This is a genomic window from Streptosporangium sp. NBC_01755 (assembly GCF_035917995.1).
In the GTDB taxonomy this organism is placed as follows: Bacteria; Actinomycetota; Actinomycetes; order Streptosporangiales; family Streptosporangiaceae; genus Streptosporangium.
On record NZ_CP109131.1, the window covers coordinates 7,416,670 to 7,442,330 of the forward strand.

Genomic DNA, 25,661 nt, shown 5'->3' on the forward strand with positions numbered 1-25,661 from the left:
CAGACAATCTATTTGCGCTCTCTGCGCTGGTCACAGCGAGAGCTACACCGAGTGCCGCCACTACCAGACCAGTGATCACAAGTACCCATCGAGAGCCGATCATGTCAGGATTATCCGATGAGAGCGTCCGCTGGATCAAAGGTTCCGGAGAACCTTTCATCACAATTCAGAAAGCTGATCAAGGCCTCACTCGGTCGCATTTATGTGATCTTGATTGACGTGGCCGGGTCGGCCGGGACCGGCCTGAAGAAGTCGAACGTCAGGCCCGGACGGCCGGTCGCGCCCCCGGCACCTGGATGGACAAGGTCGTGCGCTGGACGGACGACCACCCACGGGCCACCGGAGCCCGCAAAGACGGCATCGAGCGTGTAGGCCGGGCGATCGTGTCTCCCCCGGTCGACACGGATCTTTCCCCTGGTCCGGCAGGGTGGATTGATCAAGGCCCTGGGACGGTGTTGGTCGCACCGGCTCGGGGCCGTCTTTCTTTCTCCGGGTGACCGACTCGCGCCGGGCGGGGAGTCCGTACTTCCACGGGTGGGTGGCGTTCGGTGAACAGCGCGGATGGCCATGGCCTCCGCGTAAGATCGCGAGCCGCGGGTCGCGATTTTGCATGACCATGCAACACGGTGCATAATCTTGTTTTATGTCCAAGGTTCTCACCTCCTTGCCCGCCGGCGAGCGCGTCGGCATCGCCTTCTCAGGCGGCCTCGACACCTCGGTCGCCGTCGCGTGGATGCGCGACAAGGGTGCCGTTCCGTGCACCTACACCGCCGACATCGGCCAGTACGACGAGCCCGACATCGCCTCGGTACCCGGCCGCGCGTTGACGTACGGCGCCGAGATCGCGCGCCTGGTCGACTGCCGCGCGGCGCTGGTCGAGGAGGGCCTGGCCGCGCTCACCTGCGGTGCGTTCCACATCCGCTCGGGCGGGCGCGCCTACTTCAACACCACGCCGCTAGGTCGTGCCGTCACCGGGACCCTGCTGGTCCGGGCGATGATCGAGGACGACGTGCAGATCTGGGGCGACGGCTCGACGTTCAAGGGCAACGACATCGAACGGTTCTACCGGTACGGCCTGCTCGCCAACCCCCACCTGCGCATCTACAAGCCCTGGCTCGACGCGGACTTCGTGTCCGAACTCGGCGGCCGCAAGGAGATGTCGGAGTGGCTGCTCGCCCACGGCCTGCCCTACCGCGACAGCACCGAGAAGGCCTACTCGACCGACGCCAACATCTGGGGCGCCACCCACGAGGCCAAGACCCTGGAACACCTTGACACCGGCATCGAGACCGTGGACCCGATCATGGGCGTGCGATTCTGGGATCCCGCGGTCGAGATCGCCGCCGAGGACGTGACCATCGGCTTCGACCAGGGCCGCCCCGTGACGATCAACGGCAAGGAGTTCGCCAGCCCGGTCGACCTGGTGATGGAGGCGAACACGATCGGCGGGCGGCACGGCCTGGGCATGTCGGACCAGATCGAGAACCGGGTGATCGAGGCCAAGAGCCGGGGCATCTACGAGGCGCCTGGGATGGCGTTGCTGCACGCGGCGTACGAACGGCTGGTCAACGCGATCCACAACGAGGACACCCTGGCGAGCTACCACGCCGAGGGCCGGCGGCTCGGCCGGTTGATGTACGAGGGCCGCTGGCTCGACCCGCAGGCGCTGATGCTGCGAGAGTCGCTGCAGCGCTGGGTCGGCACGGCGGTCATCGGCGAGGTGACGCTGCGGCTGCGGCGCGGTGAGGACTACTCGATTCTGGACACCTCAGGCCCGGCCTTCAGCTACCACCCGGACAAGCTGTCGATGGAGCGCACCGAGGACTCGGCGTTCGGCCCGGTGGACCGGATCGGCCAGCTCACCATGCGCAACCTCGACATCGCCGACTCGCGTGCCAAGCTCGAACAGTACGCCAGCCTCGGCATGGTCGGCACCGCCCATGCCGCGCTCATCGGCGCCGTCCAGGCGGCCTCGACCGAACTGATCGGCGCGATGCCGCAGGGCGGAGCCGAGGTCATCGCCTCACGCGGCGAGGTCTCCGGCGACGACGAGATGCTCGACCACGCCGCGATGGAGTTCGGCACCGACTGAACCGCCGACGTCAACGGCACTTCTGAAATGCCGCGACTCCGGGGACCGGCTTCCGGAGAGCACCGGTAGCCCCCGATCGGGGTATCTCGGAGATTTTCACCAACGGCGCCCGCTGCTCGACCGGCGTTGGAAAGGGGAGATCGACCGGGGCGTTCAACCGTTCTCGGCTGGAGTCCGCCCTTCCACCCCAGCACCAGTAACACCAGCCAGTCGCCAAGTCCACCCGGCACTTCTGGATTCCGCTCTGCACGCTCTCGGACTCAGCGGCGAGTCGGGCGCGGTGGCGGCCAGGACCGGCGACGACGTCAGCGACCTGGCCGGCGCGGCCGTCATCGGCCTGATTCGGTCGGCGCAGACCGAGGAACCCGGCCGGTTCGTCCTGCTGGACGCCGACGAGATCACCCCACTGACGATCAGCGCTACCCTGGCCTCGAACGAACCGGAGGTCGTCGTGCGGGGCGGGCAGCTGCTGGCGCGCCGCCTGGTGCGGGCCTTCCCACATGGGCCGGCGAAGTTCGCCGGAGCTGAGGACACCGTGCTGATCACCGGTGGGACCGGCACGCTCGGCGGGCTGCTGGCCCGTCACCTGGTCACCGTGCACGGGGTGCGACAGTTGGTCCTGGTCAGCCGCCGGGGTGACGCGCCAGGGTTGCGGGACGAACTCACCGCACTGGGAGCCACCGTCACTGTGGCCGCCTGCGACGTCGCGGACCGGGAGGACGGGGCGGGCAGGAGGCCCAGCCGGGTGGGGGCTGCGTATCTGCCGCTTTCGCCTCGCGAAGCGGGTGCGGGTGCGGGGGGGCCATATCTCCTATCACGGAGCCAGGGGTTGGAGATCCGGGTGAACCGGTCGGAGGGCGGCTTCGCCGGTCATAGGATGAATTTTCCCGGCGGGGGGACGACCGGTGTGTCCTCGAGGTTCAGCGCGGCATCGATTACCGCGTCCCACTTCTTCTGGAGCAGCCGCGAGCTGACCTCCACGTCCTCCAGGTGCAGGAGGATCGCGAAACGAGCATGCGCGTGCAGCAACGGTGAGGTGATCGAGTTCTTGAACCGTCCGATGACCGCCCATGCGATCAAGGTCGCGACATCGTTCGACCCGTCGACCCTTGCAGCAGCATCGTCGAGCACCCGCAGTGCCTTGCGCACTGTCTGATCCAGCAACTCGTGCAACACCACCGTCGACTGCTCGACCACCCGGCCGAGCCGTTCCGGTGTCAGCAGAGGGCCAAGGATCACATCCGCGCCGGACTGCACGATCGAGGGAATGTCCACCATCCCGGCGAACCGGTTCTCGAATCCGCCCGGCTTCTCGCTCACTCCACCCGACGGCGGTACCAGTAGTGGATCTACATGAGCGGGCACCTCGAGGAACTCGGGCGACAACAGATCCACCACTGCACGTAGCGCCTCGAGCTGATCCTCCTCCGGCACGGGCGACCATTCGCCGGCGAACCTGCCATCCGGCGTCGTCTCGCCGGCCTGTGCGTACTTGCGGACGGTTCCGCCCACTGCCTTGATGACCGACACCACCTGGTACCGGTGGATGAGGTACAGCAACCGGAACCTTCGCTGGATCTCGTTCGAGTCCTCACCGGCCGGCGCACTCGACGCGGAGAATCGGGCAAGCGCTACCTGCCGCACCCTTACAATGCGCGCGAACGACTCCAGCGGGCGCCCCGGGGCATGCCATCTACCACCGCTTGCGTCGGCCATGTAGTCGTGTCGCGAATCCTCGTTCGAGGTGTACGTGAGTACGTCGTCGACGCCGCCGGGAGCCGTGGCTGAGTCGAGGAGCTGTGGCGCGTAGAGCGCCTTGACGAGCCAGTGGTCCCACGGTCCGAGCTTGTTCCCGTACGACTGGCCCGGAGACTGAGCGTCCCCGGACACCACGCGGCCGTCGTCGGTGACATCGAATACCGGGCTCAGATAGTCCATCACCGACGGCACCGAGTGACAGTGCGACGCGAGGTTGTGTTGGAATCCGAACGTGTGTCCTACCTCGTGTGCCGCGACTTCCTCGACTCGCTGCAGCACGATCGCCTCCACCTCGTCACGACGAGCGTCCGCTTCTCCGAGGATGGCCTGGGCGAGCGTGCGGACGTCCTCGATGCGCTTGGATCCCAGCGACACGCACCCCTTGATGATCTCGCCGGTGCGCGGATCGGTGTGGATCGCACCGAACGCCCACCCGCGGTCAAGGCGATGCGTCCAGGCGATCGTTCCATAGCGCGGGTCGAAGAGGTCCTCCCCTTCGGGGCACACCTCCACGCGGTAGAAGTCGGGCTGCCCGATGGCCTCGAACACCTCTCGCCACCAGTTCGCCCCGTTGAGGATCGCGGAGCGATACGGCTCCGGTATCCCGGGGTCCAGGCGGAACACGATCGGTGGGTTGTCCGCACCGGGCGTGAGGCGGAATACGGGCGCGAGGGCCTCGCGCGCGTCCTCTTCTCCGATCCGGTCGAAGCGGAACAGTTCCACGTCGCCGATCGATCCCTGCCTGGGGTGCATGCGAACCGGTGAGAACCCCGGCTCGGGCAGTGGGCGCAACGCGATCCGCTGGGTGATCGACAGGGTATCCCCGGGGGCCGGGTAGCCGTGATTCGTCGGCTCGGCAGCCGGTTCCCCCAAGGTGCCGACCGGACCTTCCGGGGGCACCTCGGCGCTCACGCCGTAGGTGACGACAGCGTCGAGCACGAGGATCTCGTCGAACCACTGGCGGTGGACGACGCGACTGAGCTCCGGCCGGAGCTCATACGGGATCCCGTGGTGGCGGGTGAGCAGCTGCGCGAGTTGGAGGTGATCGAGAAGAGCGAGCGCGGTGGGGTCGAAGGTCCCCCTCCCGGGCCTTCCTCCGTTCGTGGGCGTCGCGCCGGCTTCAGCAGCGGAGGCTCTCGCTTCGCCGGAGGCGGCGTGCACGAGGACAGACTCGGGGAACGAGTCTCGCGCGGCGCGCGTGGCCGCGCCGTGGAGGACTCCCTGGGCGGTGGCGGAGGCTGTGCTGAGTCCGTAGGTGGTGTTCTCGGCGACGATCGCCCACCCGTCCTCGGTGGCGTCCGCACGGCACGCTCGGGACGGACCGATCTGGCCTCGGTCCACTCCGATGGCGCCCCATCCGATGCCCCGGAGGACGTGGCTGTGGAGGAGGAACCGGGGCGAGTCTGCGACGGACCAGGCGAACGCGCCGTCGCCCGCGAGCTCGCCGGGGGACCCGTGATCGAGCGCAGGAGTGCCTGAGGAATCGGACTCAGGTTCGGTGGGCATGCTTTCGGCCCTTTCATTGGGGCTTGCGGGGTGTGACCTATGTCGCTACGGTTCCGGCATGGTACTTCATATACCAAACAGTTTCCAGGAGCTGAGGAACGACGGCACCGGAGGTGTGCAGTGACACGAGAATCAGTCCCGCAAGGGGGCGGACCGGCAGGCGTCCGCCGGTTCGTCGGCAGAAGGGTTCTCGGGCAAGTCGCCGCGGTGACGGTGATCGCCGTGGCCGCTGCCGGGTGTGGTGCCGGATCCTCCTCGGGATCCGGTGCTGAGAACCGGATCGTGATCGCCCAGTCGAGCGATCCGGGCAGCCTCAACGTGACCGTTCGCGACAACCGCGCGGAGATGAACGTCTCGGAGAACGTCACCGAGAGGTTGCTGCGCTTCGACCCGGAGGCGACGGGCTTCGAACCCGTGTTGGCCACCAGTTGGAAGCAGATCGACCCCCTCACCGTGGAACTGAAGCTGCGCGAGGGTGTGAAGTTCACCAACGGAGAGCCGTTCAACGCCGAGAGTGCCGTCTACAGCCTCGACCTGGTGCGGAACGCGAATCCGTACAAGTCGATGCTGCAACCGATCACCACAGTCGAGGCAGTCGACGACTACACGATTCGCGTGAAGACCCAGCGGCCGTCGCCGCTGGTGATGAACGGACTCGCCTACAGCAGCTATCAGTTCCCGAAGAAGTACTACACCGAGGTCGGTGGAGAGAAGTTCGGGGTGGAGCCGATCGGCACCGGGCCGTTCGTTCTGAAGAAGTGGAACCGCGGCGAGAGCATCCAGATGACCGCCAATCCGGACTACTGGGCCGGCAAGGCCAAGTACGACGAGTTGGACTTCAAGATCATTCCGGACCCGTCCTCGCAGATCGCGGCCTTGCAGAGCGGTGAGGTCGATCTCGTCGCCAAGGTGGAGGTCGGCTCGTTCGATGCGGTGGCGTCGGGATCGAACTCGACCCTCGTGAGTCGGCCGGGAATGCGCTGTGTCGCGCTGGTCTTCAACCAGAGGTACAAGTCTCCGCTGAGCAACCCCAAGGTGCGACAGGCGCTCTGGCACGCGATCGATGTCCGGTCGCTGATCGATCAGCAGCTGGGCGGCAAGGGTGAGCTGCTCGAGGGGCAGATGGTGACGCCCAACTTCACCGGCTACGTCCCGGACACGCCGGCCTCGGTCTACGACTTCGATCCGGACAAGACCAAGCAGATGCTTGCAGAAGCCGGGTATCCCGACGGTTTCACGATCGATTTCAAGTATGCGATCGGACTCTTCCCGCAGGACAAGGAAATCGCTCAGGTGATCGCCGGCCAGTTGGAGAAGGTCGGCATCAAGGTCAAGCAGACGGGGCTCGAGGCCGGGGCCTTTCTGACCGAGCACAACGCACACACGCTGCGAGACATGTACATGGTCGGCTACCTGCCGCCACCGGACGCGAGCTTCATGTATGACGTGTGGCGTCCCGGGCCGGACGCTGTGTACCAGGATGCCGAGTTCGGCCGGTTGCTCGATGAGACCTACAGCGTGGCGGACCCCGACAAGCGGCAGAAGGTCTTCGAGCAGCTCGTGGATCGCCTCCGGGAGGATCCGCCCTGGGTGCCCTTGTTCCAGAGCGCTGACAACTACGGCGTGTCGAAGCGCATCACGGGATTCACGCCGCACGCCACCCAACTGATCGTGCCTTACGAGCTGGAGATCAAGTGATGGAACACAACATCAAGGAAGTAACCGTGATGCGGGACCTCGACGGTTCCGACGTCCGGATCTGGGTGCATGAGTTCATCGGGAGCGAACCCGGCCCGACGCTCGGTGTCATCGGCACCCAGCACGGAGACGAGTGGCTCACGGTCTCCGCCTTGCGTCATACCGTCGAGCAGCTGGGAAAGGAGGAGTTCCGCGGCAAGGTCATCGTCATTCCGGTGGCGAACCCGGTCTCGTTGCGAGACGGGGTTCGCAACACCCAGATCGAGTCGGACGCGCCGGACATGAACCGGGTCTGGCCGGGGAGCTTCACCTGGATCACGGACCTGCTGGTCAAGGCGTTGGTTCCCTTCGTGGAGAGCTGTGACGCGCTGATAGACCTGCACTTTGGTCAGTGGGGCGTGCTGATGGCCAACGCGTGGTGGAGTGAGGACCTGCCGGACGACAAGGTCACCCAGCAGGGGCGCGACATGTGCATCGCATTCGGCAGCTCGGTGCAGAGGCGCGCGGGCCTGAAGCATCCTGGATCCGGAACGCTGGCCGCATACGCCGGAATCGGGTTGGGGATCCCCTGCATCTCGGGAGGGATCGGCGGAGCAGGCTTCGGACTGGCCGAGGAGCAGCGGTGGATCGAGGCCAACACCACCGGTGTGCTCAATGTGATGACCCAGCTCGGGATGCGAACCGAGCCGATGAAGCTCCCCGATCAACTGCTGCACTTCAGCAAGACCACGAGGGTGCATCCGTCGGTGGGAGGCCTGCTCCTGCCCGAGCCCGAGGTGATCGACCTCCTGCCGCGAGTCGAGCCGGGTCAGAAGCTCGGTGTGGTGGTGTGTCCGCAGACCTTCGAGGTCCTGGAGACCTTGACCGCGCCCGTCGGCGGGTGGCTGTACTGGACCGCTCGGTCCTATCCCGTGCGCCCAGGGTGCTTCGCGTTCGGGTTGGCCGAGGAGAGCTCGGCTCAATGGCTGCCCAGCCCGACTACGAGCTGAGGTCGTTCCGATGGCGTCGAGCGATGATATGCCGCTGCTGGATGTGCGGGATCTGACCGTGAGCATCAACACGGCTGATGGTCAGATCCGGCCCTCCAACGGACTGTCCTTCGCATTGCGGCCCGGAGAAAGACTGGGATTGGTGGGGGAGTCCGGGTCAGGCAAGAGCATTACCGCGCTCAGCCTGGCGCGGCTCCTTCCGCCGCCGGCACGAGTGCGATCTGGCGAGGTGTTGTTCGAGGGGACGGACCTGCTGACTCTCACCGAAGCGGAGATGCGGCGTCTTCGGGGGGGCCGGATCGGCTTCGTCTTCCAGGACTCCACCACCAGCCTGAATCCAACGCTCACTGTGGGGTACCAGGTGGCCGAGAGCTTGCGGATCCATCGCGGGCGCAGCAAGCGCACGGCGCGGGCGGAGACGATCGATCTCCTGGACCGGGTCGGGCTCCCGGAGCCCGCTCGGAGGTTCGGCTCCTATCCGCACCAGTTGTCCGGTGGGCAACGGCAGCGAGTCGCGATCGCCATGGCGATCGCCTGCAAGCCGAAGCTGATCATCGCCGACGAGCCGACCACTGCGCTCGACGTCAGCGTGCAGGGCCAGATCTTGAGCTTGCTGTCCGAGCTCGTCAGCGACACCGACGCGGCGGTTCTGCTGATCACGCACGATCTTGCTGCCGCGGCGGACTTCTGCGATCGGATCGCCGTCATGTATGCCGGTCGGATCGTCGAGATGGCACCCGCTCGGGTCGTCGAGCGCGGAGCACGAATGCCGTACACCCAGGCGCTGCTGGACTGCATCCCGCGACTGGACGAGGACCTCGAGGCCCTGGCTGCTCCGGTTCAGGGCAGTCCTCCGAACCTGCTCGCGTTGCCGCCGGGGTGCTCGTTCCAACCGCGTTGCACGGCGGCGCGAGACGAATGCAATGACGGAGTGCCGGAACTCTCCGAGTTCGCACAGGGGCACCTGGCGCGATGTATCGGAGCACAGGCGGGAGGCTGGTTGTGAATCAATCCAGCAGGGAAACGCTGGTGGAGGCTCGCGACGTCGTTGTCGACTTCGGGGGACGACGCGGATCGGGATCGAAGCGCGCAGTTGCCGAGGTGTCGTTGACGATCCGGCGCGGCGAGACTCTCGGACTGGTCGGTGAGTCCGGATCCGGGAAGAGCACCCTCGGGCGGGCCTTGATCGGACTGCAGCCCGCGACATCCGGGGAGATCGTCTTCGACGGGGTCTCGATGACCACGGCCCCGCGTGGGGAACGCCGTGACGCCCGGCGGCGGATGCAGATGGTCTTCCAGGATCCGTACGCGTCCCTGAACCCGCGCATGCAGCTCGAGGCGATCGTGAGCGAGCCGATCGTGGCGCACAGACTCGCCACCGGAGGTGAGGTGCGATCTCGGGTTCGCGACCTGTTGCGGCAGGTCGGCCTCGACCCGGATTGGTCCAAGCGCTTCCCTCGGGAACTGTCCGGGGGGCAACAGCAGCGCGTCGCCATCGCCCGAGCGCTGGCCTCCGAGCCGGACTTCATCGTCTGCGATGAACCGACCAGTGCTCTGGATGTCTCAGTCCAAGCTCAGATGCTGCACCTGCTGAAGTCGATGAGGGAGCAGCGAACCCTGACGTACCTGTTCGTCTCCCACAACCTGGCCGTCGTTCGTCGGATGTCCCACCGGATCGCGGTGATGTACGCCGGCACCCTGGTGGAGATCGGATCACGAGACGAGTTCTTCGCCTCCCCTCTGCATCCCTACACCCGCCGTCTCCTGGCGGCGGTTCCGGGAAACCACCAGCAGATCGACCCCGAGCTCACCCACGCTCCGGGCCCGCTGCCGGCTCCAGGAGAGACTCCGGACACGAACAGCTGCCCGTTCTGGTCTCGCTGCCCTCTCTATGAGCAGTTGGGCGCGCCGGAACGGTGCAGGACGGAGAAGCCCGAGTTGGGCGCCATCGACGCCGGGCACGCGGTGGCGTGTCACTTCGTCGAGGCCGCGGCATTGCAGACACAGGGGGAGGTGCGATGAGAAGCACATATCTACCCCTGGTGATGTCCAGCGTCCGGGCAGTCGCCCGGATGGCGCTCACGCTGCTCGGGGTCACGATCGCCGTGTTCCTGATCGTTCGCCAGACCGGTGACCCCGCTGCCATCCTGCTGCCGATCAACACTCCGCCGGAGGTGATCGCGCACTTCCGAGAGGCGCACGGGCTCGATCGAGGCTTGATCGGCTCGTTCATCGCCTACCTCGGGGACATCGTCCACGGCCAGCTGGGAGACTCGATCCGCTATCAGACGCCGGTCACCTCGCTCATCTTCGAACGAGCCGGCGCGACGCTCGAGTTGGGTCTGACCGCCCTTGCCATGGGGGCCGCTGTCGCGCTCCCGCTCGGAATCCTCGGCGCGCTCCGGCCGGGATCACTGATCGACAATCTCGGGCGCTGGCTGGCCGTGCTCGGCCAGTCGGTCCCGGTCTTCTACTCGGGCACACTGCTGATCTTCGTGTTCGGAGTGCAGTTGGGTCTCCTGCCCACCGTCGGCACCGGGGGCTGGGAACACCTGGTGCTGCCGGCCTCCTCGATGTCACTGTTCGTGATCCCGCTGCTGCTGCGGGTCACCCGCAGCAGCATCCTCGAGCAGCAGCAGCAGGACTTCATCCGTACCGCCCGCGCCAAGGGCCTGAGTCCCACGCGGGTCCTCACCATCCACGTGATGCGGAACGCGATGATCCCGATCGTGACCGTTCTCGGGCTGCAGTTCGGCTACCTCCTCGGTGGGGCCGTGATCACCGAGGCCGTGTTCGGGTGGCCAGGGATCGGCCAACTGCTGGTGAACGCCATCTCGACCCGAGACTTCCCGGTGGTCCAGGGGATCACCCTGTTCGCAGCGTTCGGAGTGATCGCCATCAACCAGATAGTCGACGTCATCTATGCACTGCTCGACCCGAGGATCCGGCGATGATCGGCCGACAGGCGAAGGGGCGCGCCCGGGGCAGGATGGGCGGCAGGATCGCGCGCCGAGCAGGCTGGACAGTCCTTGTGCTGCTCATCGTGTGCGCCGTGTGGCCCCACGGGTGGCTTCCCCATGACGCCTTCCAGACCGATCCGAGTGTTCGGTTCACCTCGCCGAGCCTGGGCAGCTACCCGTTGGGCACCGATGCGCTGGGCCGGGACATCTTCAGCATGATGGTCGTGGGAGCGCGCTACACCTTGATGGTCGTCGCCGGAGCCGCCTTGATCGGCTTGCTGATCGGTGTCGCCGTGGGTCTGTCTGCAGGCTTCTTCCGTGGCTGGTGCGAAGGAATCCTGATGCGGCTCGTCGACGTCCAGTTGGCCTTCCCGCAGCTGATCCTGCTGATCGCGGTGATCGCCGCCTTCGGGCCCAGCCTGACCAATCTCGTCCTGATTCTGGGCATCGCCTCCGCGGCGCCCTATGCCCGGTTGGCACATGGTGCCGCCCTCACCCTGCGCGAGCGCTTGTTCGTCGACGCGGCACGCGTCTCCGGCACTCGCACGGTGAAGATCCTGGGCCGGCATCTGCTGCCGAACTCATGGCCGACGATCTTGGTCTACTTCACCTACGACTTGGCCCACCTGGTGCTGCTGGAGTCGTCGTTGTCCTATCTGGGATTCGGTGTCCAGCCGCCGACACCGAGTTGGGGAACGATCATCTCCGAAGCGAAGGGATACATGTCCACCGCGCCGTGGGCGAGTCTCGTACCGGGAATCGCGATCGTATGCGTGGTCGCGGCCTTCAACTTCGTCGGTGATGGCCTGCGGGAACGCGTAGGTGTCGATCCCGACGAGATCGGGGTGGGACAGGACAGTCCGAGGGAGCCCAAGGGGAGAAAGGTTTTGAGTCGTCAATGAGAGAGGTATCGACTATGGCCGACCTGCACATCTGCGATGTCCGTCTGCCAGACGCATCGATCGGCTGCGTCCAGGTGATCGACGGACTAATCACTGACATCGCACCGGAGGTGGAGCACGCCGACGGGTCGCCGGTGCTCAACGGGAACGGGGGGTATCTCATCCCCGGTCTCGTCGACGCGCATGCACACGTCGACAAGACCACCTGGGGCCTCCCGTATCGTCCGCACTCCGCCGGGCCGACTCTGCTCGATCTCACCGACAACGAGCGCCGGGTCCGTGGCCGGCTCGGCCTGACCGTTGAGGATCGGGCCCGGGCGCTGCTGACCGAGTGCATCGCTCAGGGCACGACGTCGATGCGCACGCACGTCGACGTCGATGACGAGAACGGTCTGGAGAGCGTGGAGGGCGTCGCCCGGGCGGTGCGCTCCCTGGAGGGACAGATCGACGTCCAGATCGTGGCGTTCCCGCAGAGTGGCCTGCTACGTCGCCCGGGCACTGCCGAGCTGCTGGAGAAGTCGTTGTCCGCGGGTGCCGACATCGTCGGTGGACTCGACCCCGCGGGGTTCGACCGCGACCCGGTGGCGCACCTCTCCCGTGTCTTCGGCATCGCCGAGCGTCACGGCGCACCGGTGGACATCCACCTGCACGATGGTGGTGAGCTCGGGGCGTGGCAACTGGAGCTCATCGCGGAGAACACGCGTGCTCGAGGCATGTCCGGGCAGGTGACGGTGAGTCATGCGTTCGCTCTCGGAGACGTCGGCGTCGCGCGACAGCATGAGCTCGCCGAGCAGTTGGCGGACAGCGGCGTGGGCATCGCCACGGTCGCGCCCGGAGGACACGCCATGATCCCGATCAAGCTCCTCAGCGAGCACGGCGTACGGGTGTGCTGTGGCAACGACGGAGTGCGCGACCTCTGGGGGCCCTTCGGTACCGGGAGCATGCTGGAGCGCGCGATGCTCGTCGCCTACAGGTGCGGCTTCCGCCGCGATGAGGATCTCGAGCTCTGCCTGGACATCGCCACGCGGGGAGGGGCTCGGGTACTGGGTATCGAATCCGGATACGGTCTCGCCAAGGGCGACCGAGCCGACTTCCTCGTGGCCCGGGCGCAGTCAGCCGCGGAGGCGGTGTCGAGGCCGGAACGTCCGCTGCTGGTGGTGAAGGCAGGTCGTGTTGTCGCCCGACAGGATGGTGTCGAGGCCACTCCAGCGGCTCGTCATCGCGAGGAGAGTCGTCGATGACGATGACCACGCTTGCGGCCGCGAACATGAAGGTGACGCGTGACAAGCAGGCCAACCTCGAGAAGATCAGTGAGCTGATCGCCGAGGCCGGCAGCCGCGGGGTGGACTTCCTGGTCTTCCCCGAGGCATCTCTCCAGGGGTACGTGGACTTCGCTATCCCGCGTGGAACAGCGGCGCAGGCGGATCAGACCAAGCGCCTCCTCGAGGCCGCGGAGACGATTCCCGGGCCCGCGACCGAGGCGCTCGGCGAGCTGGCCGCACGACATGACATGTTCGTGCAGTTCGGACTCATCGAGGCTGGTCGCTACGGCAGCGTGCTGTACAACTCGGTGGCCATCGTCGGTCCCGGTGGTGTCGTGCACTCCTTCCGCAAGATGCACAACAAGCCCGAGTACCCCTACATGAAACCGGGGCACCGATCCGACGTGACGATGGCGGGTGATACCCGGGTAGGCAGTCTGATCTGCGCCGACCTGCTATTTCCCGAACTGAGCCGGCTGTACGCATTGCAGGGCGCCGAGTTGTTGCTCTATTCCACCGCATGGCCCACCAGGATGGGAGAATCGCAGGGGACCGGCGAATACATGGACCTGTGCGCCCGATCCACGGCCTTCTTCAACCAGACCTGGATGGTGGTGTCGAATCATTGTGAACAGGGGGCCTACTCGGAGCGCCTCGACTATTACGGGGGGAGCCAGATCGTCGACCCCCGGGGAACGGTCGTTGCTCGGGCCGAGGTGGACGAGTGCCTGGTGGTGCACACCGCGGACCTCGCCGAGGAGATATCGGCGGCGCGGACCCACAGCGGCATAGGACAGAGCTTTCTGGACGACCGTCGACCCGAGTGCTATGCACTATTGGCAGAAGATCTCGACGCTCGCTTGCCATCGGTTGGCGTTGCCAGCCCGGACGCGGTCAATTCGAAACTGGAGGAATTGTGACGGTGACAGCTGATATCCCGGGGTCGGGCGGATGGCCCGCATGATCGCACCGGAGACGTCGCTCGGGTCCGCCGACAGGTCGTTGGTCGAGCAGGTGTACGCGCGCCTGCGCGAGCAGATCATCGAGGGCGTGTTCCCGTCGGGGACGCGTCTGATCGAGCGTGACCTGGCGCTGAGCCTGGATGTCTCCCGGGTGCCGCTGCGCGAGGCATTCGTCCGACTCCAGCTGGACGGATTCATCGACCTCATCCCGCGTCGCGGTGCGGTGGTACGACAGCTCACCATGCGTGATGCCGATGAGCTCTTCAGCGTTCGGATATCTCTGGAGGGGTTGGCGGCCCAGCTCGCTGCCCAGCGATCCTCGGCCGAGGAGATCGAGCAACTGAAGGAGGCCCTGAGGCAGGCCGAGGCGGCCACCGAAACCGATGACCCTGGGGTGATCAGCTCGGCCAACGCGGCATTTCACGAGTGCATCGTGGAGATCTCGGGCAATGTCTTGCTGCAACGGATGATGGCCATGATCAGCGGCCGGGTGCGCTGGCTCTTCAGGCTGACGGCGGAACGCGACCCGACGTCACTGTGCCATGAGCATCAGCAGCTCTTCGCTGCGATCGAGAAGGGCGACGCTGAATCAGCTGCCGCGCTCGCATCGGAACACGTCAGGAGCGGTCGCCGGCATTCGATGGAGATCCTCAGCCAGGTGCTGCCAGATGAGGCATGAGCCGACACTCCAAGGGGCGTGCGACTGCCGGCCCTGGTGAGGACCGGGGCCGCCCCAGCTCTGGAGTAGCGTTGAGGCACCCGGGCCATCTGCGGCCCGCGAGAGGCGACGAAGAGGCGGTCGTGGCCGTCGGCGGCCGGCTCGTCGTCGGGCCCGCCGGTTACCTCACCTTGCAGGCGGCGGTGTGCGGGTTGATCCCGCTGGCCGCGGCCGCCGTGGCGGTGCGACACCGGGTTGCGTCCGCGGACGTGGTGGATGAGTTTCCCCAGTTAGATGGTGTGGCGCCGTGAAATGAGGACGGCCATCGCGTGATCCTTCAGGTTGCGAAACCAAGATCGAAGGAGAAGAAAGCGATGGCCGTGCCCAACAGTGTGGACCCCACCGCCTGCCAAGCCGAGCTCACCTTCGCCGCCATGGTGCTCAACCTCGGCAAGCTCTGCCGCCTGGACCCGGCCCGGCGCTCAGCCGCACTCACCACCTGAACGGCGGCGACACCCCATGGACTCACCAGCGTCCCGGCCCCACCGCTACCGGCTCCGACCGGCAGGCTGACCATGCGCCAATCCACTCGGCACCGGCCGCTCGACCATCCAAGCGGCCTCGAATCAGGCCGTACCGAAAAGGCAACAGCCACACCGTCGAGCTCGCCATCCCGAAACTACGCTCAGGCTCCTACTTCCCCGACTGGCTGCTGGAGTGGCGCAGCCGGGCCGAGCAAGCCCTGATCAGCGTGGTGGCCACCGGCTACCTGATCGGGGTCTCCACCCGGCGGGTGGACAAGCGGGTCGAACAGCTCGGCATCAAACACATCTCCAAAAGCCAGGTCAGCGAGATGGCCAAGGTACTGGACGTCCAGGTGGAGGCCTTACTTCCGGTGAGGAACGTCGCACTAGCCGGGAAGCCCGCTGCGGATGTGCTGGAAGACCAGGCTGGTCTCAGTCGAGGCATACTCCCGTGAGGCGCTGAGGTGTAGCGTGACGAACTCGCGCAGCGCGTCGGGCGACGCGGCCGTCACCTGGATCAGGAAGTCCACCGATCCCGCCAGGAAGTAGACGTTCAGCACTCCTGGCAGTGCGGCCAGCTTGGCGGTCATCTCACCGATGCGGGAGCGCGCAGTTGGTTGCACGCGCACGGCAATCATGGCCTGGATCGGCAGGCCGAGGGCCTCAGGGGCGATGTCGGCGTAGAAGCCACGGATTGCTCCGATCTCACGCAGGCGTCTCAACCTCAGCGAGCACGTCGATGGAGCGATCCCGACTCGGCCGGCGAGCGTGTTGTTCGGGATGCGCGCGTCCTCGGCCAGCTCATGGAGCAGCCGTCGATCCACGTCATCCAGCGCTGCCGGAGTGCCGCGGAACGGTCGCACAGGATTCGGACTCGATGGTCGAGAAGGACTCATGAATGAACGATGGGCGAGTATCTGCTGAGATATCGCTAGTTCTTGCGATGTTATGGCGCCTTATCAAAGGACCCGCCACCATCATTGCTGTTTCCCGATAAAGGGGTGGGCAATGCTCATCGCTGTCCCGAAGGAAGTCAAAAACGAGTACCGCGTGGCCATCACACCCGCAGGCGTTAACGAACTGACCCTGAACGGGCACGAAGTGTACGACCAGCCCACGCCGACACCATCGGCGGCGCCCGGCTCCTGCTGGTAGAGGAACCTCCCGACGACCTGCGGCGCTATCTGGCCGAATTCGCCCTGGAGCAGGTGCTGCGCCTCTATGGCGGCGACGTCGCCGCCAAGGCCGGCCGGTTCTCCGCGGGCTCCCGACCCTCACCGTCCCCTCGTAGCGACAGAAAGGCCGGTCCCTGATGGACATGTCACCCCAAGAGTCCCTGGTCAGAAACGGCTTCGTGGGTCCCTTCCCACGTTTCGCCTCCTCCGCGGTCCTCGAGGAACTGCGGGAGTTCTTCGGCAATGTTCTGCACGAGGCGCCCACGCACCCGCTCTACGGCCGCTATTCGGTGCGTGACTGGCACCTGGCCAATGAAACCGTCCGCGAGATCCTGACGGCTCCGGAGCTGGCCCAGACGGTACAGGAGGTCACCAGGGCGGACTCGCTGATCCTGTGGCGCTCCAAGCTGTTCGAGAAGTTCCCCGGCGGCGGTCCGATCGACTGGCACCAGGAGTACGGCTACTTCGACGGCGAAGAGGTCGGCGGGCATCGCCCAGCGCTGTTCCCCATGAATCCCGCGGGCGAATGGGACTGGACGGTGTGGCTGGCGCTGACGGACGTCTCGGAGGATGACGGCGTCATGGAGTTCGTCAAGGGCTCCCAGCGTAACTCCTACCCCAAGCGGATGGTACGGCTGGCGGAGTCAGGCGCCTACGTCGATCCGCGCAACCGGATCAAGACCAAGGAGGAGCTGCTCGACCGCGCCGCCAACAACAGCGTGATCCTCGACATCGACACGCGGAACGTCTTCTCCGGGGTGGACCCCGACAAGTACTCGCTGGAGGAGCTCTTCGACATGCTCGATGCGTTCTGCGAGAACCTGTTCGCGGTCGTCACCGAGCCCTTCAAGGTCAAGCCGGGCGACACGCAGACAGTCCCGATGAAGGCCGGCGAATATGTCATCTTCAGCGAGCGCTGCATGCACCGCTCGCGCGGGTCGCTGCCCACGGCGGTCACCCGGCTCGCGCTCAACGGCCGCTACACGGTGGGCGACACGTGGGTCTACCCGCAGCGCGTCACCGGCGACACCTACGACGGCTCCAACCTCGACATCAGCTCGCACAAGTGCGTCCAGGTGGCGGGAACCAGGTTCAACCCCCACAACGCCTACCTGTTGTGAGACGCGGTTCTGCCGGATCGGCATGAGCGAAGCCGATGACCGTCCCCGCGTCCGCTTCGAGAAGACCAGGGCCAGGACGCGTTTGTCTCCAACTCGCTTCCACACTGGCCAAGGGCTCCGAGGACGAGTAGGGCAGAAGGCCCAAACCGGGTGGGGCCTTCGCGCTCGCCGCTTTCGCCTCGCGGGACGGATGCGGGGGGACCTCGGGGCCTGGCCGGGCGGACGTATCTCCCACCTCCGCGTCGCAGAACGGATGCCGGGGATCGCGTCCGCAGCCGGAGCAGGCGGTGCCGTCGGCGATGGCCGGAGGGGAGTGCCGGGTGAGGGCCTCGGAGATCTTTTTCAGCAGCCGGGAGCGCAGCCAGGCCGGGGCGCGGCGGTAGTGGTCGGGCAGCCTGCCGAGCAACTCGGCGGCCATCCGGGACAACTCTTCCGGATTCGCCGCAGGCGTCGGCGCGGCGCCCGGCCCCCTACGGTCCGCAGGCTCGCCTACGGCGAGAAGAGGGGGGTTTTCGCTGATCTTCTCGGGGTTCTGGTCTTCTTGCTTCTCTGGTCTTCTTATACGGGTGGGTTTTCCTACGTTGGGTTTCCCGTCGTAGGCTGCCACCTGCGGTTTCGCGGTGTCCGCACTGGTCGGGGCCAGCAACGGGTTTTCCGGCCTGGGTTTGGCAGCGGTGAGCCGCGGTGACCAGGGGTCGCAGATGATGTAGGTGACGCCGCCGAGCCTGCCGTCGCGGCCCCGTTCGCGTTCGCGCACCAGGTAGCCGTACGCCTCCAGTTCCCCGATGGCGGCCCGGGCCGCGTCCCGGCCGTCCGGGGCGGCGCAGACGATGGTCTTCTCCGAGACCCGGAAGCCGGTCGCGTGCGAGGTCAGCCAGGCCAGCAGGCCGCGCGCCTTCCACGACAGCCGCAGGTCACGGATCCAAAGGTTGGATATCCGGGTGAACCGGTCGGAGGGCGGCTTCGTCGGCTGGATGCTCATCGCCCGCCCTCCGAGACCGAGAAGACGATCGTCTGGCGGGAGCGGATGTTTGATATGGGCGCGGGCGCGCGAGTACAGTCGAGCACAGATCTTTCTCCTGGTTTGGCAGGGTGAATTGATCAAGGCCTTGGGACGGTGTTGGTCGCACCGGCTCGGGGCCGTCTTTCTTTCTCCGGGTGACCGGCTCGCTCACGCCCTTCCGGGCGCCGTGGCACGGCCTGTCGTGCTGGCCCGCCCGCTCACCCGGGTTCGCCGATCCCTCGGCAATCCCCAATGAGCTGGGCCGACGCGCCTTTTTTAGCACACACCACCCTGACGTTTCCGCTGCTCTTGGAACATCTCCGAGTGTTGTATCCGGCACCCGCCGCCCAGCGCTGGGGGAGGGGCATCAGCGACTCGGTACTGTTCAAATCGACACTCACCAGTCAGAACCGACGACGGGTGCCTTCCGGCGTTCGACAGGATGACGGGAAGGAAGCCAGGAGAGCGGGTTCCGGGTCACCTGGCTCGCCGATATCCAGGAGATTTTCACCAACGGCGCCTGTTGCCCGGCTGGCGCCGGGAGGGGTGGGTTGAGATCGACCGGGGCGTTCAACTGTTCTCGGCTGGAGTCCGCCCTTCCACGGGTGGGTGGTGGTCGGTCCACTCGTGCAGGCGGGCCAGGCCGGGGCGGAGGTCGGGGAGGGGCGGGAAGGTCAGGCGGGTGCCCGTGGGGGTGGGCAGGGCGAAGGCGACGGCCTTGCCGGGGGTGGCGGTGGTGTGGATCGTGGTGGCGTAGACGTGGCAGTGGCCGTGTGAGAGCCGGTGGGGCAGCATCGTGGTGTTCGCGCCGCTCATCGCGGCGGCGGCCACCAACGACCTGGCCGGTCGGCGCAGCCTGCTCGGCTCCCGCCCGCTGGTGGCGCTCGGCCAGTGGTCCTACGCCTTCTACCTGGTGCACTTCCTGGTGCTCTTCCCGATCGCCAAGCACGCGTTCGGTCGGCGGTCGCTGTACGATTTCCCGCCGCCCAGCTGGGCGCACCTGCCGTACGCGCTGGCCGGCCTGGCCGTCAGCGTGCTGCTGTCATGGGGGCTGTACCGGCTGTACGAATATCCGATCGAGAAGCGACTGCGGGCCATGCTGCGCCGCGAACCGAAGACCACACCCCCGGCCCCGGGCGCGGAGCCCTCGATGTGAGCCAGGCGCGCCGGATCGATATCCTGCTCGTCGGCGACGACGATCTCTCCCCCCCGAGGTCGTCGCGACCGAGCTCGACAACAACGTGCAGTCGATCCTCGGCTACGTCGTCCGCTGGATCGACCAGGGGTCGGATGCTCGAAGGTGCCCGACATCCACGGCACCGCGCTCATGAAGGACCGCGCGACGCTGCGGATCTCGAGCCAACTGCTGGCGAACTGGCTGGCACACGGCGTGATCTCCGAGGACGAGGTCGACGTCAGCCTGTGCCGCCTCACCGCAGTCGTCGACGCGCAGAACGCCGGGGATGCGGCCTACGAGCCGCTCGCGTTCGACGCCGAGCCCGGGATCGCATTCGTCGCCGCCCGTCGGCTCATCCTCGAGGGCGCCGCCCAGCCGAACGGGTACACCGAGCGATCCTGCACGCGCTGAGGCGGGAGAAGAAGGGGTCGGCCGCGGAGTGAGGCGGCCGGGCAGCTCTCGCCCCGCCGTCGTCCGGCTCGCGACGATCTCTGCAGCGAGAAGACCGGCGTGGACCTCCAGACGCCCTGCACCGCTGAACAGGTCTACTCCCAGCCTCGCCTCGACCTTCCTGATCCGGTGGTAGACGGTCGCACGGTGAAGATACAGGTCTGCCGCGACCTGCTTGACGTTCCCCGCCGTGGTCAGGAACGCCCTGAGAGTCCGGACGAGGTCCTCCGCCGACTCGTCTTCGAGAAGCCATCGCAGGGACGGGCTGATGAAGTGGCGCACGAGGACGTCCGTGGGCACTGCGGCGAGCCCGCGCATGTGCGCGGTTCTCTCCCAGTGGACGACCTGGTGCTTCCAGCCCATGCTCTCGGCCAGGTCCAGGCTCTGCCTGGCCTGCCAGACGGCGACACTCGCGCGATCGGCCACGATCGTGCTGACAGCGACGAGCCATGGGAGGTCGATGCCGTTCCGCCGGGACCGGAAGATCAGGTCAACGGTCTTCGTCGCGAGCAGCCCTGGCAGGGTCGTCTGGACGTCGCGTGGCTGAGGTGCCAGCAGCGCGAAGCTGACGGAGCCGCTGAACGCGATGAGGCACCGGTCGCGCAGATGGCCCTCGGCGAAGCGGTTCGTCACGGCGGTCAGCCGTCGCTGCGCCGCCGATCCCGACGAGTCCGGGTCAAGCGCCGCGGGCATCGAGAGCGCAAGGCAGACGAAGGTCCCGTCGTGCAGCAGCTTTCCGTCGCGGATGGCCCGGCCCAGCAGCGAGTCCAGTCCGTCCAGATCCCCCGAAGCGAAGGCACGGCCGACGTGGTCGTCCGCCCATTCGGGCGATACGAGCAGCCCGGCTGTCTCCAGCGCGCAGACGGTGGCCTCCGCGATCCGTCCCACGCTCTCGATCCGCTCGGGCGACAGCGGCCCTCGCGCGCAGGTGATCCAGAGCAGCAGCGACGGCGCCGAACCGGGCGATCGCACCGGGATCACCAGCGTCAGGGGCATCCCGAGGTCGGCGCTCCCGCCGATGTAGACGGGTTCGGAGATCAGGGCCACGGAGCGCGCGCTCAATCCGAGGTGCCGAGGCGACACCGCCTCGGCGAAGTCCTCGTCCGCGGAGGAGTTCGGCATCGACCGGGCGATCCGGTTCAACTGCACGTCGGTGACCTCGACCGGCACGTCCAGCGATGCGCTGAGAGAATGCACGAGCTCGTGGAGGTGCTGCGTGAGGACGCCGTTCACGCCGCTCCCCTCCGCCCGAGCGCCCTCGGCCCTGTCCCGACCCGCGTCGCCGGCACAGCGGTCAGCTCCCGCCGGTCGCCGGCGGGGTGCCGGACGCCGACCCCGATGATGCAGCCGCGCCGACGGGCAGGGCGGCGCCGACGCGGGTCGACCGCGTCGGCCGGATCGCACCGTCGCGGATGCCCTCCGCCCAATGGCAGGCGACCCGGTGGGCGGCGGTCGTCCCCGGAACCCCGACGGTCCGCAGCTGCGGGCGCTCGGTGTCGCAGCGGGTCTGCTGCTTCCACGGACAACGGGTGCTGAACCGGCATCCGGGCGGCGGGTCCGCCGGGCTGGGCAGATCGCCGCGGAGCAGGATCTGCTCGCGAGAATCCTCGTACCGGGGGTCGGGCTGCGGCACGGCGGAGAGCAGCGCCCGCGTGTAGGGGTGCAGCGGCTCGGCGAACAGCTCCGCAGTGGGCGCCTCCTCCACCATCCCGCCGAGGTACATCACCCCGATCCGGTCGCTCATGTGCCGGATCACGGCGAGGTCGTGCGCGATGATCAGGTAGGTCAGCCCGTATGCGGCCTGGACGTCCTCGAGAAGGTTGATGACCTGCGCCTGGACCGACACGTCCAGGGCACTGACGGGCTCGTCCGCGACGATCAGCTGCGGCTCCACCGAGAGCGCCCGGGCGATGCCGATGCGCTGACGCTGTCCTCCGGAGAACTCGTGCGGGTACTTGCGCAGCGCCGTCCGCGGCAGCCCCACCGAGTCGAGCAGCTCGTCGAGGCGCCCGGAGACATCTCCCTTCGCCAGCCCGTGCGCGGCCATCCCCTCACGGAACATCTGCTCGACGCTCTGCCGGGGGTCCAGGCTCCCCAGCGGATCCTGGAAGACCATCTGCATGTGGCGGCGCCGGCGGCGCAGCGCCTCACCGCGCAGCGACCGCAGGTCGATTCCGTCGAAGCGGATCTCCCCCGAGGTCACGGGGGTCAGCTGGAGCACGGCGCGCCCGAACGTCGACTTGCCGCACCCCGACTCCCCGACCAGGCCGTAGGTCTCCCCACGAATGATCCGCAGGTCGACGCCGTCGACCGCGTGGACGTGGCCGACGGTCCGGTCCATGAGCACCCCTCGGCGGATCGGGAAGTGGACCTTGAGGTCGCGGACGTCGAGGAGGGGCTGCTCCCCGGCGCCCGGTCGGGTCGGAACGGCGACCGTCGTCATGAAGTCGTCTCCTTCGCCACGATGATCGGATCGGACAGCGGGTGGTGGCAGCGCGATCGCCGCTCGCCGTCGGCCGACCAGGCAGGCCCCTCCCGGAAGCAGAGGTCGGTGGCGACGTGACAGCGCGGCGCGAAGGCGCACCCCTGCGACCACGGGATGTTGTCGGCGACGGAACCCGGGATGGGTCGCAGCCGCTCTTCCCCGTCACCCAATGCCGGCACGGATTCCAGCAGCCCTCCGGTGTAAGGATGCCGGGGCGCGTCGAACAGCGAATAGCGGTCCGCCCGCTCGACGATGCGTCCGCCGTAGAGCACGTTGACCGTGTCGCACAGGCCGGCGACCACGCCGAGATCGTGGGTGATCATGATCAACGAGGTGCCCGAGCCGACGACGAGCTCCTTCAGGAGCGCGAGGATCTGGGCCTGGATCGTGACGTCCAGCGCCGTGGTCGGCTCATCCGCGATCAGCAGCCGCGGTTCGCAGGCCAGGGCGATGGCGATCAGCACGCGCTGGCGCATGCCGCCGGAGACCTGGTGCGGGTACTCGCGCATCCGCCGGGCGGGATCGGGGATGCCGACCCGCTCCAGCATCTCCTGCGCCTGCCGCGTCGCCCGGGACCGGCTCATCCGGCGATGGCGCTGGATGACCTCCGCCACCTGCACTCCCAGCGGCACGACGGGGTTCAGCGAGGACAACGGGTCCTGGAAGATCATCGCCACGTCGGCGCCACGGCGATCGCGCAGCTCACGATCGGACAGTGAGAGCAGGTCCACGCCGTCGAAGACCGCCCTGCCGCTGACGCGGGTCCCCCGGCGGGGCAGGAGCCCCATGATGGCGAGCGAGGTCACGGACTTACCGCAGCCGGACTCGCCTACCAGACCGACCACTTCGCCGGGACGGACCTCGAACCCGACCCCGTCCACGGCTGTGAAGGGCTCCTGGCCAGGTCGTGAGAACGTGACCGACAGGTCTTCGACCACCAGCAGCGGATCCGCTCCGAGCCGGGTCTGGTGCGCATGCGCATTCATCTGCATCACCTCCGGGTGCGGGGGTCGAGGGTCTCGCGCAGCGACTCGCCCATGAGCGTGAAGCCCAGGGCGACGACGATGATGCACAGCGCCGGGTAGATCGCGAGATGCGGGAACGAGTTGAAGTACTGCTGCGCGCCGCCCAGCATCTGCCCCCACTCCGGCCGGCCGTCGTCGGGGTTGCCCAGCCCGAGGAAGGACAGGGCGGCGGCGTCGAGGATGGACACGGCCAGGCTCAGGGTCGCCTGTACGATCACCGGCCCGAGCGCGTTGGGGACCATGTGCCGGAAGACGATGGCCCCCGGCTTCACACCCAGCGCCCGCGCGGCCAGCACATGGTCGGTGCCGCGCTGCACCAGCATCGATCCGCGCATGAGCCGGGCGAAGACCGGCACCTGCACGATCGCGATGGTGAGGATCAGGGTCCACTCGTTGGGGTTGGCGAACAGGGCCGCGATCGAGAAGGCCATCAGCAGCGACGGGATCGCCAGCATCACGTCCACCGCCCGCATCACGAGCGTGTCGACCTTGCCGCCGAACACGCCCGCGACGAGACCGAGCGCGATGCCGCCGACGAAACCGCCGAGCGTCGCCATCACCCCGACGATGAGGGTCTGCCGGGCTCCGGCGATCAGTCGGGACAGCAGATCGCGACCGGCGGGATCCCCGCCCAGCGAGAATCCCTCCTGCGGGAGCGGAACGGGGTTCGACTGGGCGCGCACCTGATCGAGCAGCAACGGGGCGGCCGGGTCGTGCGGCGCCAGCACCGGCGCGGTGACCGCGACGAGGACGAACACGAATGTGATCGCCCCGCCGATCAGGAACGCCGGCTGGCGGAGCAGCCGCCTCAGGGTCTGCGCGCCCGGTCGTCCGGTCGCGGCACGGTGGCGCGGAACGGCCGGGGCGGCGGTCATGGCGTCCTCACTCTCGGATCGCACAGCGCATAGGCGATGTCGACGACGATGTTGATGACCAGGTACAGGACGGCGGCGAGCATGATGAGGGCCTGCAGCACCGCGTAGTCGCGCGTGGTGAAGGCCAGCGCCATCGACTGCCCCAGCCCGCGGTAGTTGAAGACGGTCTCGGTGAGCACGGCGCCGGAGAACAGGCCGCCGGCCTGCAACCCGATCACCGTGATCACCGGCAGCAGCGAGTTGCGCAGCACGTGGCGCCCGGCGATCGTCGGGTTCCGCAGGCCCTTGGAGTTCGCCGTGCGGATGAAGTCCTGCTGGAGCGTCTCGGTCACGGACGCCCGGGTCAGCCGGAAGATCACGGCGAAGGGGATGATCGCCAGGGCGATCGTCGGCAGCGTGAGGTAGGTGAGACTCTCGGCGAACGCGGCCCCGCTCCCGGCGAGCAGCGAGTCCAGGAGCGTCAGCCCCGTCGTCGTCGGTATGGAGCCGCTCAGGTCGGCCCGTCCCGACGGCGGCAGCCATCCCGCGCGGACGGCGAAGACGTACTTGAGGATGAACGCGGTGAAGAAGACCGGCACGGCGAGGCCGAGCACGGAGAAGCTGAGGAAGGCGACGTCGAACACGCCGCGCCTCTTCGCCGCCCAGTAGCCGGCGGCGATGCCGAGCACGGCGCCGACGATCAGCGCGCTCAGGGCGAGCTCGATCGTGGCGGGCGCCCGCGTGAGGATCACCTCGGTGACGGGCGCGCCGCGCCAGACGCCCGTCGATACGCCGAGGTCGCCGGTCCAGAACCGCCCCAGGTAGCGCAGGTACTGCGTCCACAGCGGCTCGTCCAGGCCGAGCGACTCGACGAGCTTGGCGCGGTCCTGCGGGCTGGCGTTCTCGCCGAGCAGCGCATCGAGCGGTCCGCCCGGGAGACTGCGCAGCCAGACGAACAGGATCGCCGTGAGGGCGGCGAAGGTCGCGACCGCCTGGAGCGTTCTTTGGAGGATGAACCGGAACATGTCTATCCAATCGGTGCGGAGCGCGCCTGCGCGCG

At 67.3% G+C, this 25,661-nt stretch carries 24 protein-coding genes and 4 pseudogenes; 19 read left to right on the top strand and 9 right to left on the bottom strand.

Features of this window, described 5'->3' with window-relative positions:
- The first annotated feature begins 643 nt into the window (after nucleotides 1–643).
- Both argG and OG884_RS37735 read left to right on the top strand, forming a co-directional pair.
- Nucleotides 644–2,092 (top strand): argininosuccinate synthase, encoded by a 1,449-nt coding sequence (argG, locus tag OG884_RS34020; RefSeq protein WP_326639724.1) that lies wholly within the window; start codon nucleotides 644–646, stop codon nucleotides 2,090–2,092.
- Nucleotides 2,093–2,372: 280 nt separating this feature from the next.
- Nucleotides 2,373–2,801: pseudogene (locus tag OG884_RS37735) on the top strand (KR domain-containing protein); the annotation flags it as partial.
- A gap of 161 nt (nucleotides 2,802–2,962) precedes the next feature.
- On the opposite strand, the gene OG884_RS34030 reads toward OG884_RS37735, so the two are convergent.
- Nucleotides 2,963–4,573 carry a zinc-dependent metalloprotease gene (locus tag OG884_RS34030; RefSeq protein ID WP_326647087.1) on the bottom strand — a complete coding sequence of 537 codons (1,611 nt, stop codon included), beginning with the start codon at nucleotides 4,571–4,573 and terminating at the stop codon, nucleotides 2,963–2,965.
- Nucleotides 4,574–4,690: 117 nt separating this feature from the next.
- Here OG884_RS34030 and OG884_RS34035 point away from each other — a divergent pair, with 117 nt between their 5' ends.
- From OG884_RS34035 to OG884_RS34095, 13 genes and pseudogenes are all read left to right on the top strand, one after another.
- Complete coding sequence (locus tag OG884_RS34035; RefSeq protein ID WP_326647120.1) at nucleotides 4,691–5,329, top strand: hypothetical protein; 639 nt, start codon at nucleotides 4,691–4,693, stop codon at nucleotides 5,327–5,329.
- A 234-nt stretch (nucleotides 5,330–5,563) separates the two neighbouring features.
- A complete protein-coding gene (locus OG884_RS34040; RefSeq protein ID WP_326639726.1) occupies nucleotides 5,564–7,054 on the top strand; it encodes an ABC transporter substrate-binding protein in 1,491 nt (496 codons plus the stop codon).
- The gene (locus tag OG884_RS34045) at nucleotides 7,054–8,043 is read left to right on the top strand and encodes a succinylglutamate desuccinylase/aspartoacylase family protein (RefSeq protein WP_326639728.1); all 990 of its coding nucleotides are present in this window, start codon (nucleotides 7,054–7,056) and stop codon (nucleotides 8,041–8,043) included. The genes OG884_RS34040 and OG884_RS34045 overlap by 1 nt, the downstream gene beginning before the upstream one ends.
- Nucleotides 8,044–8,053: 10 nt before the next feature.
- The gene (locus tag OG884_RS34050; protein WP_326639731.1) at nucleotides 8,054–9,049 is read left to right on the top strand and encodes an ABC transporter ATP-binding protein; all 996 of its coding nucleotides are present in this window, start codon (nucleotides 8,054–8,056) and stop codon (nucleotides 9,047–9,049) included.
- Between the two features lie 95 nt (nucleotides 9,050–9,144).
- Nucleotides 9,145–10,065 (top strand): ABC transporter ATP-binding protein, encoded by a 921-nt coding sequence (locus OG884_RS34055; protein ID WP_326639733.1) that lies wholly within the window; start codon nucleotides 9,145–9,147, stop codon nucleotides 10,063–10,065.
- Nucleotides 10,062–10,997, top strand: coding sequence for an ABC transporter permease (locus OG884_RS34060; protein ID WP_326639734.1), 936 nt, complete (start codon nucleotides 10,062–10,064; stop codon nucleotides 10,995–10,997). Before OG884_RS34055 ends, OG884_RS34060 begins: the two co-directional genes overlap by 4 nt.
- 35 nt (nucleotides 10,998–11,032) lie before the next feature.
- The gene (locus OG884_RS34065; protein ID WP_326639736.1) at nucleotides 11,033–11,905 is read left to right on the top strand and encodes an ABC transporter permease; all 873 of its coding nucleotides are present in this window, start codon (nucleotides 11,033–11,035) and stop codon (nucleotides 11,903–11,905) included.
- A gap of 14 nt (nucleotides 11,906–11,919) precedes the next feature.
- Nucleotides 11,920–13,146 (top strand): amidohydrolase family protein, encoded by a 1,227-nt coding sequence (locus OG884_RS34070; RefSeq protein WP_326639738.1) that lies wholly within the window; start codon nucleotides 11,920–11,922, stop codon nucleotides 13,144–13,146.
- Nucleotides 13,143–14,087, top strand: a complete 945-nt coding sequence (locus tag OG884_RS34075; protein WP_326639741.1) for a carbon-nitrogen hydrolase family protein — start codon at nucleotides 13,143–13,145, stop codon at nucleotides 14,085–14,087. The genes OG884_RS34070 and OG884_RS34075 overlap by 4 nt, the downstream gene beginning before the upstream one ends.
- Before the next feature lie 82 nt (nucleotides 14,088–14,169).
- A complete protein-coding gene (locus OG884_RS34080; protein ID WP_326639743.1) occupies nucleotides 14,170–14,808 on the top strand; it encodes a GntR family transcriptional regulator in 639 nt (212 codons plus the stop codon).
- Between the two features lie 71 nt (nucleotides 14,809–14,879).
- Complete coding sequence (locus OG884_RS34085) at nucleotides 14,880–15,098, top strand: hypothetical protein (protein WP_326639746.1); 219 nt, start codon at nucleotides 14,880–14,882, stop codon at nucleotides 15,096–15,098.
- A gap of 63 nt (nucleotides 15,099–15,161) precedes the next feature.
- Nucleotides 15,162–15,290 carry a hypothetical protein gene (locus tag OG884_RS34090; protein ID WP_326639749.1) on the top strand — a complete coding sequence of 43 codons (129 nt, stop codon included), beginning with the start codon at nucleotides 15,162–15,164 and terminating at the stop codon, nucleotides 15,288–15,290.
- Between the two features lie 152 nt (nucleotides 15,291–15,442).
- Nucleotides 15,443–15,673, top strand: a pseudogene (locus OG884_RS34095) (transposase); the annotation flags it as partial.
- Between the two features lie 24 nt (nucleotides 15,674–15,697).
- On the opposite strand, the gene OG884_RS34100 reads toward OG884_RS34095, so the two are convergent.
- Nucleotides 15,698–16,135: an Lrp/AsnC family transcriptional regulator gene (locus OG884_RS34100; RefSeq protein ID WP_326639751.1), complete on the bottom strand. Its 438-nt coding sequence runs from the start codon at nucleotides 16,133–16,135 to the stop codon at nucleotides 15,698–15,700.
- Between the two features lie 184 nt (nucleotides 16,136–16,319).
- Here OG884_RS34100 and OG884_RS34105 point away from each other — a divergent pair.
- Together OG884_RS34105 and OG884_RS34110 are read left to right on the top strand one after the other, a co-directional pair.
- A pseudogene (locus OG884_RS34105) lies at nucleotides 16,320–16,418 on the top strand (hypothetical protein); the annotation flags it as partial.
- 211 nt (nucleotides 16,419–16,629) lie between these two features.
- Nucleotides 16,630–17,607, top strand: coding sequence for a phytanoyl-CoA dioxygenase family protein (locus OG884_RS34110; RefSeq protein ID WP_326639752.1), 978 nt, complete (start codon nucleotides 16,630–16,632; stop codon nucleotides 17,605–17,607).
- On the opposite strand, the gene OG884_RS34115 is transcribed toward OG884_RS34110, so the two are convergent.
- Together OG884_RS34115 and OG884_RS34120 are read right to left on the bottom strand one after the other, a co-directional pair.
- Nucleotides 17,579–18,589: a hypothetical protein gene (locus tag OG884_RS34115; RefSeq protein WP_326639753.1), complete on the bottom strand. Its 1,011-nt coding sequence runs from the start codon at nucleotides 18,587–18,589 to the stop codon at nucleotides 17,579–17,581. The two genes, OG884_RS34110 and OG884_RS34115, sit on opposite strands and share 29 nt — an antisense overlap.
- Before the next feature lie 591 nt (nucleotides 18,590–19,180).
- Complete coding sequence (locus OG884_RS34120; RefSeq protein ID WP_326639754.1) at nucleotides 19,181–19,426, bottom strand: hypothetical protein; 246 nt, start codon at nucleotides 19,424–19,426, stop codon at nucleotides 19,181–19,183.
- Between OG884_RS34120 and OG884_RS34125 the strand changes: the two genes are divergently transcribed.
- Entirely contained in the window at nucleotides 19,407–19,766 is a 360-nt protein-coding gene (locus OG884_RS34125; protein WP_326639755.1) for an acyltransferase family protein, read from the top strand. The genes OG884_RS34120 and OG884_RS34125 overlap by 20 nt on opposite strands.
- 171 nt (nucleotides 19,767–19,937) lie before the next feature.
- A complete protein-coding gene (locus OG884_RS37740) occupies nucleotides 19,938–20,198 on the top strand; it encodes a hypothetical protein (protein WP_442811753.1) in 261 nt (86 codons plus the stop codon).
- Nucleotides 20,199–20,294: 96 nt separating this feature from the next.
- Here the strand turns inward: OG884_RS37740 and OG884_RS34130 are convergent.
- The 5 genes and pseudogenes from OG884_RS34130 to OG884_RS34150 form a co-directional block, all read right to left on the bottom strand.
- Nucleotides 20,295–21,359, bottom strand: a pseudogene (locus OG884_RS34130) (PucR family transcriptional regulator); the annotation flags it as partial.
- A gap of 172 nt (nucleotides 21,360–21,531) precedes the next feature.
- Entirely contained in the window at nucleotides 21,532–22,680 is a 1,149-nt protein-coding gene (locus tag OG884_RS34135; RefSeq protein WP_326639757.1) for an ABC transporter ATP-binding protein, read from the bottom strand.
- A complete protein-coding gene (locus OG884_RS34140) occupies nucleotides 22,677–23,708 on the bottom strand; it encodes an ABC transporter ATP-binding protein (RefSeq protein WP_326639758.1) in 1,032 nt (343 codons plus the stop codon). Before OG884_RS34140 ends, OG884_RS34135 begins: the two co-directional genes overlap by 4 nt.
- A 5-nt stretch (nucleotides 23,709–23,713) precedes the next feature.
- Complete coding sequence (locus tag OG884_RS34145) at nucleotides 23,714–24,646, bottom strand: ABC transporter permease (protein ID WP_326639759.1); 933 nt, start codon at nucleotides 24,644–24,646, stop codon at nucleotides 23,714–23,716.
- On the bottom strand, nucleotides 24,619–25,626 hold the full coding sequence (locus OG884_RS34150) for an ABC transporter permease (RefSeq protein ID WP_326639760.1): 1,008 nt from the start codon (nucleotides 25,624–25,626) through the stop codon (nucleotides 24,619–24,621). The genes OG884_RS34145 and OG884_RS34150 overlap by 28 nt, the downstream gene beginning before the upstream one ends.
- Between the last annotated feature and the right edge of the window lie 35 nt (nucleotides 25,627–25,661).